Raw genomic sequence first — 8,817 nt, 5'->3', positions numbered from 1 at the left:
TCAACGATATTCTCGACTTCTCGAAACTAGAAGCAGGTAAACTGGCTCTGGAAAATATCCCATTCGACTTCCAAGGGTCACTGGAAGAGGTGGTTAGCCTGCAAGCCACCAGCGCTCACGAGAAAGGATTAGAACTCACACTTAAGATCGATCCTAAGATTCCAGCTGGCCTGATTGGCGACCCACTGCGTATCCAACAAGTGTTAACTAACCTTGTCGGCAACTCAATTAAGTTCACCGAGCGTGGCAATATTGATATTAGCGTCGAGCTTCGCTCACAAAGAGATGATTCCGTAGAACTTCAATTTATGGTTCGCGATACTGGTATTGGCATTTCAGAACGTCAACAGTCACAACTATTCCAAGCCTTCAGCCAAGCTGATGCGAGTATTTCACGCCGGTATGGCGGTACAGGTCTTGGTCTAGTGATTACCCAGAAACTGGTAAGCCAAATGGGCGGTGAAATTAGCCTCACCAGTCGTCTGCACCAAGGTTCTACTTTCTGGTTTACCTTAAGCCTATCTTCAACCGATATGCCGGTCAGCGATCTGCTTGAAACACAGGCTCTTTGTCAACGCACCTTGTTGCTTGTCGAGCCAAACATGCAGGCTGCATCTGTTATTCAGCAAACCTTGGTTCAAGAAGGTCTAGTTGTCACTTATCGCTCTTCACTGCCTGAAGAAGTAGAAAACTATGACTATGTACTTCTTAACCTGTCGCCAAATAAAGACAACGACGTCAACTCGGTTCAGTTGCAAGTTGAGAAAGCGATGCGATGCGCTCCACAAGTGGTGGTCGGCACGCCAAGTACCGCTCTTGCGCTGTCAGATCACCTGATACAGAAATATCAGATTCACTGTATTACTAAACCTCTATCGCGCAGAAAGCTGCTGCAAACATTGGCAGCGAACCAAGAGAGCATTCCTTACCTAGAGACAGAAGAAGAGCACAGAGAGACACTTCCCCTGCGTGTAATGGCCGTTGATGACAACCCAGCCAACTTGAAGTTGATCAGCGCACTACTTAATGAGCGAGTTGATAGCGTTATTACCTGCACCAACGGCGCCGATGCGGTTAAACAAGCGGAAGTTCAGCACTTCGATATCATCTTAATGGATATTCAGATGCCACATATGGATGGCGTAACCGCCTGCAGCAAAATAAAGCAAACTGAGTTAAATGTTAATACTCCGGTTATCGCGGTTACTGCTCATGCTATGGTCGGTGAGCGAGACCGCCTACTCAACGCTGGCATGGATGATTACCTCACCAAGCCAATTGAAGAGCACGTGCTGCAACAGGTGCTGATGCACTGGAATCCTAATACCAGTGAGCAAGAGTTGGAGAAACTCGATCTAACAACGAGCAGTATTAGCACTAATGATAGCCAAGAGAGTGCACCTCAATTCGAACACAACAACATCATTATTGATTGGCAAGCAGCGCTAAAACAGTCTGCCAACAAACAAGACCTGGCTAAAGATATGCTCAAGATGCTGATCGACTACATTCCAGAGGTCAGTGCAATTGTCGAAGGGGCTCTGGAAGATGACCACTTTGACAAAGAGCAGCTGCTTCATCATGTGCACAAGTTACACGGCAGTAGCTCGTATTGTGGTGTTCCAAGGTTGAAAAATGTCTGTGAGACTCTCGAGAAGCAACTGCGTTCTGGGGCGGACATTACAGATATCGAACCGGAGCTGTTCGAGTTGCAAGATGAGATGGAAAAAGTAGAAGCGAGCGCTAAGCCCTACTTAGAGAGCTAGAGAGCTAGAGAGCTAGAGAGCTAGAGAGCTAGAGAGCTAATAGTTAGCTCTCTAGAATAACCGTTGCAACCGCATAGTGGCGCTCATCAGAAATAGACAGGTGGATATGTTCCACCTGTTTTTGTTTAGACATTTCTAATGCTTTACCACTAAGGCTTAGCACTGGCTTGCCCAGTTGATCGTTAGTTATCTCAAAGTCATGGAAAGTGACACCAAGGGCAATGCCTGTACCCAAAGCTTTTGAAGCCGCTTCTTTCGCTGCAAATCGCTTGGCAAGAAAACGTCCTTGCTGCTTGATAGCTGAAAACGTCTCGAGTTCAGCCTCAGTTAAAATGCGTTTTGCAAACGGCTCACCACTTCGATCGAGCGCCTTTTCTACGCGCTCAATCTCTGCGATATCTGTACCTAAACCAACAATTGCCATAATTATCGACGAGCTTCGACCATGATGGATTTCATATCTGCGACAGCTTTGTGCAGGCCATCAAACACCGCGCGACCAATGATTGAGTGGCCGATGTTTAGCTCGTATATTTCAGGGATAGCGGCAATAGGAGCCACATTGTGGTAAGTCAGGCCGTGCCCCGCATTAACTGTGATACCAAGATCCGCGGCATAGCTTGCACCTGCTGCGATTTTCTTTAATTCATCTTGCTGATCAGCTTCAGTTTCAGCATCCGCGTAGTGACCAGTGTGAAGCTCAATAAATGGAGCACCACATGCTTTCGCTGCATCAATTTGCTCGCGGTCTGCATCGATAAACAGTGACACTTTGATGCCTGCTTCAGTGAGCTTTTGAGTCGCAGCTTTTACTTTGTCTAAATGACCCGCTACGTCTAAACCACCTTCAGTGGTTAACTCTTCACGCTTCTCTGGTACAAGACATACATATTCTGGTTTAGTGTTTAGCGCAATCTCAACCATCTCATCCGTCACTGCCATCTCTAAGTTCATACGAGTTTGCAGTGTTTCGCGAAGGATGCGCACATCACGATCAAGAATGTGGCGACGATCTTCACGCAGGTGGATAGTGATCCCATCCGCACCGGCACGCTCGGCAATTTCTGCCGCATGAACAGGATCTGGATACTTGGTACCACGTGCATTGCGCAATGTCGCGATGTGATCGATATTTACACCTAGGTAGATTGAGCTCATTTTCCAATACTCCGTTTGGGAACCATGCTTAGAAAGAGTTCCCTGCTTTTTAATGGTTTGCCGCCAAGATACGGCTTTAAGGCTATGCGTGTAAAGCGTTTTGCCGCTTTAAGTTGTTCTTTTGAAGTAAACCTACGCTCGCTAATGGCGATAAGTTCATTGCCTAAAAAAGTTAAGTTGTCTTTACGCACCGAGGCAATAAAGCCTTTTTGCTCTCGGTAACGATAAGTCATAGTAGGATCAATAGGCTCCCCGGTACCCGCGCAGTGTAAGAAGTCGACGCCATAACCCATGGCTGACAACAGCGCGAGTTCAAAACGTCTTAGGGCAGGCTCTGGATTGTCACACTGAGCTAAATCAGTAAGCACATGCAAATAGTCATGAAAAAGCGCTGGCATCGCGACCTCTGCCATCAGCACCCGCCCAACTAACTCATTAACGTACATGCCTGAATAGAGGTTAATGCCCGCTAAGGGTAAACCAAGGCTAATCGGTTCGGCTTGGCGTAGGGTTTTCATCGAGCCATTGCCAGACCACTTTAAAAGTAGCGGCGTAAAAGGTTGTAGCGCGCCCTTAAGGTTCGAGCGCTTGCTACGAGCCCCTTTAGACATCAGTGTTACGCGGCCATACTCCTCACTAAACACATCGAGAATCAAACTCGACTCGCTGTAAGGGCGGCGATGTAACACAAAGCAGCGCTGTAAACCTTCACAAGACATATAATCTTAACCAAACAATAAAAAAATAAGGAGCCATCAGGCTCCTCATTGTAACTTGCGCGGAGCGAAGCAAACAGCCTCGCCTAGCTTATAAATCGTCGATGTAACCTAGTGAACGCAGAGCACGCTCATCATCAGCCCAACCCGATTTCACTTTAACCCAAGTCTCTAGGTAAACCTTACGACCAAACAGCTCTTCCATATCTAAGCGAGCTTCTCGGCCGATAGTTTTGATCTTCTCGCCACCTTTACCAATCACCATCTTCTTCTGGCCATGACGCTCAACAAGAATGAGGGCGTTAATATGGAATCCGTCGGTTTCTGGATTGTAGTCAAAGCGTTCAATTTCAACCGTTACTGAGTAAGGCAGTTCCTCACCAGTAAAACGCATCAATTTTTCACGTACTATTTCAGATGCCATAAAGCGCTGAGAGCGGTCAGTGACGTACTCTTCTGGGAAGTGGTGTGTTGCTTTAGGTAAATAGTCACGAACGTGCTTACGTAGCACATCAATGTTTTTACCCTGTTTTGCCGAGATTGGCACAACATCAACAAACTCCATCTTCTTCGACATGTCCATCATATGCTGCATCACTTCATTGCGATCTTGTACGTTATCTACTTTGTTAACACACAACACAACTGGGAAGTTAGACTTTTGCAGCTTGGTCAGAACCATCTCATCGTCGTTAGTCCAGTGAGTACCATCGACAAGGAAGAACACTAGGTTTACGTCACTCAGTGAAGAGTTCGCAGCGCGGTTCATCAAACGGTTGATAGCACGCTTCTCTTCGATATGAAGACCCGGTGTATCAACGTAAATCGCTTGGTAGTCCCCCTCAGTATCAACCCCCATAATACGGTGGCGAGTTGTCTGCGGTTTACGTGAAGTGATCGAGATCTTCTGACCAAGAATACGGTTTAGAAGCGTCGACTTACCTACGTTAGGACGACCAACGATCGCCACGAAGCCACAGTGTTGATTTTCAGGCGAACTTGGTTGCTTGTCATTCGATGAGAAATACGCATCGATATCAAATTCGTTGTTGTCAGTTGAATCAGTCATTGGTCAATTGCTCTAGTGCTAATTCAGCAGCCGCTTGTTCTGCCTTGCGGCGGCTGGTGCCTTTACCAATGACAGGTTGTCCAATACCTGCCACTTCACACGAAACCGTAAACTCTTGGTTATGTGCTTCACCTTTAATATTAGTCACTGTATACGCAGGTAGCGGTTTTCTTCGACCTTGAAGAAACTCTTGAAGACGCGTTTTCGGGTCTTTTTGCGAAACACCCGGTTTGATCGCGTCAAGGCGCGTCTTATACCAACTCAGGATAATGCCACGTACCACTTCAATATCACTATCAAGATAAATAGCACCGATAATGGCTTCTACAGCGTCGGCAAGAATTGAATCACGGCGGAAACCGCCACTTTTTAATTCACCTGGACCTAATTTTAAGTGATCTCCTAGCTCGAATTCACGACCTAGTTCCGACAAGGTTTTTCCACGTACGAGTGTGGCACGCATGCGGCTCATATCCCCTTCGTTCACTTTGGGGAAACGGTGATAAAGATCATCAGCAATGACAAAACTTAAAATTGAATCGCCCAGAAACTCAAGACGCTCGTTATGTTTTCCATTAGCGCTGCGATGTGTCAGCGCTAGACTGATTAGCTCAGCATCATTGAACTGATAGCCGAGCCTTTTCTCTAGTTTTACAATAGGAGAATTCATGCTCTCTCAATAATTTAATTACAATTTTCTAAATCGTTGATTTCACAGCTAGGCGACAAATTAATCCAACCCTATGAGCGTAGAGGCTCTATCTGATTAGGGCAGCCGGCGTTCCGGTGGATTTATGCAGTCAACAACGCTGTGGGATCAACTATGACGAAAATTTAGTTAATACCACCGATGCGGTTAAACCTAACACCAGTTGGAATCCAAGAAGGTAGCACGCTGTCTTCGCCACGTTCAAACTCGAAGCTGATCCAAATAGCGACTGCTTTACCGACTAGGTTAGCTTCTGGGACAAACCCCCAGTAACGACTGTCTGCACTGTTATCACGGTTATCACCCATAACAAAGTACTGACCTTCAGGTACCACCCATTCATTTACGCCGTTACGTGGTTGATATAACTCAACACGATCACGACGCAGCGGGTTAACCAAAATCTGATGTCCGTCCTCACCTAACTGCTCATCCAACTGAATCAGTGGAATGCCGTTTTGGATAAATTGACTCTCTTCCACATTTGACAGTTTCACAGGATTACATGTGTTTTCACCTGAAGACTGAATACAGATTTCTTTTTTGCTGTTGTAGCGAACCGTATCACCAGGCAACCCAACCACGCGTTTGATGTAGTCGATGCTTGGCTGAGGCGGGTATTTAAATACCACGGTATCACCACGCTCAGGCTTACCTGTTTCAACCAGTTGTGTGCGCCACACTGGGTCTTTTAGGCCGTATGCATACTTCTCAACTAAAATGAAGTCACCCACCAGCAGGGTTGGCATCATCGATCCAGATGGAATCTGAAACGGTTCATAGATAAAGGAGCGCAGTACCAGTACCGCTGCGATCACAGGGAAAATAGAAACACTATTTTCAACCCACCATGGCTGAGTCTTTACCTTTTCAACAACAGCAGCATCTAAACCGTTAGTTTGCGCTTCAACTTCAGCCACTTTAGCTTGGCGCTTTTTAGCAAAAACCAACTTTTCTAGCACCCAAACGACACCAGTGACTAAGGTTACAATCACAAGGATGAGTGAAAATGTATTCGCCATTGACTTCCCTTATCTCAAAAATACGAAAGTGAAAGAGCCGAAACCCTTTCACTTATTTTACTATCTAACGTCTTATGACAGACCAGAATCAGAGTGGTTCAACTCTAGTCCTTTCCGACATGAAGAATAGCCAAGAAGGCTTCTTGAGGCAGTTCAACGTTACCGATCTGCTTCATACGTTTCTTACCTTCTTTCTGCTTCTTCAGTAGCTTCTTCTTACGACTCACGTCACCGCCGTAACACTTCGCGATTACGTTCTTACGTAGCTGCTTAACGGTTGAACGAGCGATGATATGGTTACCAATCGCTGCCTGAATCGCGATATCAAACATTTGACGAGGTATGAATTCTTTCATCTTCTCAACTAGCTGACGGCCACGAGTTTGCGACTGATCTTTATGCGTGATCATCGCAAGTGCATCAACAGTATCGCCATTCAATAGAACATCAACACGAACCATGTTCGACGCTTCAAAGCGTTGGAAGTTGTAGTCTAGTGATGCGTAACCACGTGAGGTCGATTTCAGGCGATCAAAGAAGTCGAGTACTACTTCAGCCATTGGAATATCGTAAGTTACTGCGACTTGGTTGCCGTGGTAAACCATATCCACCTGAATGCCACGCTTTTCAACACACAGCGTAATCACGTTTCCTAGATACTCAGAAGGCACCAGAATATTACACCGAGCAATCGGCTCACGGATCTCTTCAATATCGTTAACCGCTGGAAGCTTAGCTGGGCTATCTACGTAAAGTAGGTTGCCATTGGTCTCTTCAACTTCATAAACTACCGTTGGTGCTGTAGTGATCAGGTCTAGGTCGTATTCACGCTCCAAACGCTCTTGGATAATTTCCATGTGCAACATGCCAAGGAAACCACAACGGAAACCAAAGCCGAGTGCAGCTGAGTTCTCTGGCTCATAAAACAGAGACGCATCGTTTAGACTCAGCTTACCAAGTGCGTCACGGAAGTTCTCATAATCATCAGACGATACAGGGAACAAACCAGCGTATACCTGAGGTTTTACTTTCTTAAAGCCTGGTAACGCTTGTTCACAGCCATGCTTAGCAAGTGTCAGCGTATCACCGACTGGTGCACCTAAGATGTCTTTGATACCACAAACAACCCAACCTACTTCGCCAGTACGTAGAGTATCAGTATCCACTTGCTTAGGTGTGAAGATACCTAGACGGTCTACACCCCAAACCTGACCTGTGCTCATTACCTTGATCTTGTCGTTTTTTTTCAGTTCGCCATTCTTAATGCGAACCAAAGAAACAACACCTAGGTAGTTATCGAACCAAGAATCAATAATCAGTGCTTGAAGCGGCGCTTCTGGATCACCTTCTGGCGCTGGAATCGCAGAAACGATGTTCTCTAGAACGTCGTCGACACCAATACCTGTTTTTGCGCTACAACGAGTCGCTTCCATCGCATCAATACCAACGATTTCTTCGATCTCTTCTGCGACGCGCTCTGGATCAGCAGCTGGTAAGTCAATCTTGTTCAAGATTGGCACTACCTCGAGATCCATTTCGATCGCGGTATAACAGTTAGCAAGAGTTTGTGCTTCTACACCTTGACCAGCGTCTACAACCAATAACGCGCCTTCACAAGCCGCTAGAGAACGTGATACTTCGTATGCGAAGTCAACGTGCCCTGGAGTATCGATGAAGTTAAGTTGGTAGGTTTCACCATCTTTAGCAGTGTAGTTTAACGTCACACTCTGAGATTTAATGGTGATACCACGCTCACGCTCTAGATCCATGGAGTCTAGAACCTGTGCGGCCATTTCACGGTCGCTCAATCCACCACATACTTGGATCAAACGGTCTGATAGGGTCGACTTACCATGGTCGATGTGGGCGATAATCGAAAAATTACGAATGTGCTTCATGATTTGGTGTGACTAAACTCTTTAAAATAAGGGACAAGAAAGCCGCGTGTTCGCTTGATTTGTTTACATTAGCGGCGGCATTTCAATCAAGTTGGCAGATTCTACCCAATTTCTAGCGGATTCGCACTAGCTAATTGGTTCGCCTATTATCCTTAATAGTACGACCTGTTGGGAAGATTGTCGCTCTAACCGTGTGGAAAGTTGCTTGGCAAGCGCGATACCTGCGGCGGTAGCAATAGCAGCGGATAGGATCACAGCCCCCTCTCCAAGAGATAAAGATGGAGCAAGCCACCATTGACCAATGAAAGCACCCAAGATCATTGCAAACAAAGGAACTAGGTAAACCACAGCCGCAGACTGAAGCAAGCTTTTTTCAGGCAAACCAATTTCTACCACCTGACCGGGTTTAACCAATTTGTGGGTAACGAGATGCCAATGCAAAGACTTTTTGCCTACCGCTTTTGAAACAATACCCGTAC

General features: G+C 46.1%; 9 protein-coding genes. 1 reads left to right on the top strand and 8 read right to left on the bottom strand.

What is annotated here, in order from left to right; translation table 11 throughout:
• Positions 1-1,766: ATP-binding protein (locus QTO00_RS09880; RefSeq protein ID WP_331424596.1), on the top strand; the 1,766-nt coding region annotated here is incomplete at its 5' end.
• A 43-nt stretch (positions 1,767-1,809) separates the two neighbouring features.
• Here the strand turns inward: QTO00_RS09880 and acpS are convergent.
• The 8 genes from acpS to QTO00_RS09840 form a co-directional block, all read right to left on the bottom strand.
• The gene (gene acpS / locus QTO00_RS09875) at positions 1,810-2,190 is read right to left on the bottom strand and encodes a holo-ACP synthase (protein WP_331424595.1); all 381 of its coding nucleotides are present in this window, start codon (positions 2,188-2,190) and stop codon (positions 1,810-1,812) included.
• Between the two features lie 2 nt (positions 2,191-2,192).
• Positions 2,193-2,924, bottom strand: coding sequence for a pyridoxine 5'-phosphate synthase (gene pdxJ / locus QTO00_RS09870; RefSeq protein ID WP_331424593.1), 732 nt, complete (start codon positions 2,922-2,924; stop codon positions 2,193-2,195).
• Positions 2,921-3,643 carry a DNA repair protein RecO gene (gene recO / locus QTO00_RS09865; protein WP_331424591.1) on the bottom strand — a complete coding sequence of 241 codons (723 nt, stop codon included), beginning with the start codon at positions 3,641-3,643 and terminating at the stop codon, positions 2,921-2,923. The genes pdxJ and recO overlap by 4 nt, the downstream gene beginning before the upstream one ends.
• Positions 3,644-3,731: 88 nt before the next feature.
• Positions 3,732-4,709: a GTPase Era gene (gene era, locus QTO00_RS09860; protein WP_331424589.1), complete on the bottom strand. Its 978-nt coding sequence runs from the start codon at positions 4,707-4,709 to the stop codon at positions 3,732-3,734.
• The gene (rnc, locus tag QTO00_RS09855) at positions 4,702-5,379 is read right to left on the bottom strand and encodes a ribonuclease III (RefSeq protein WP_331424588.1); all 678 of its coding nucleotides are present in this window, start codon (positions 5,377-5,379) and stop codon (positions 4,702-4,704) included. Before rnc ends, era begins: the two co-directional genes overlap by 8 nt.
• A 164-nt stretch (positions 5,380-5,543) precedes the next feature.
• Entirely contained in the window at positions 5,544-6,440 is an 897-nt protein-coding gene (lepB, locus tag QTO00_RS09850) for a signal peptidase I (protein ID WP_331424586.1), read from the bottom strand.
• 104 nt (positions 6,441-6,544) lie between these two features.
• Complete coding sequence (gene lepA / locus QTO00_RS09845; RefSeq protein WP_038202967.1) at positions 6,545-8,338, bottom strand: translation elongation factor 4; 1,794 nt, start codon at positions 8,336-8,338, stop codon at positions 6,545-6,547.
• A 126-nt stretch (positions 8,339-8,464) separates the two neighbouring features.
• Positions 8,465-8,817 (bottom strand): SoxR reducing system RseC family protein (locus tag QTO00_RS09840; RefSeq protein ID WP_331424584.1); only part of this gene is annotated, 353 nt, incomplete at its 5' end.

It is taken from the genome of Vibrio sp. M260118 (genome assembly GCF_036533755.1).
Taxonomy (GTDB): Bacteria; Pseudomonadota; Gammaproteobacteria; order Enterobacterales; family Vibrionaceae; genus Vibrio.
This window is presented reverse-complemented; position numbering and strand designations above follow the sequence as displayed.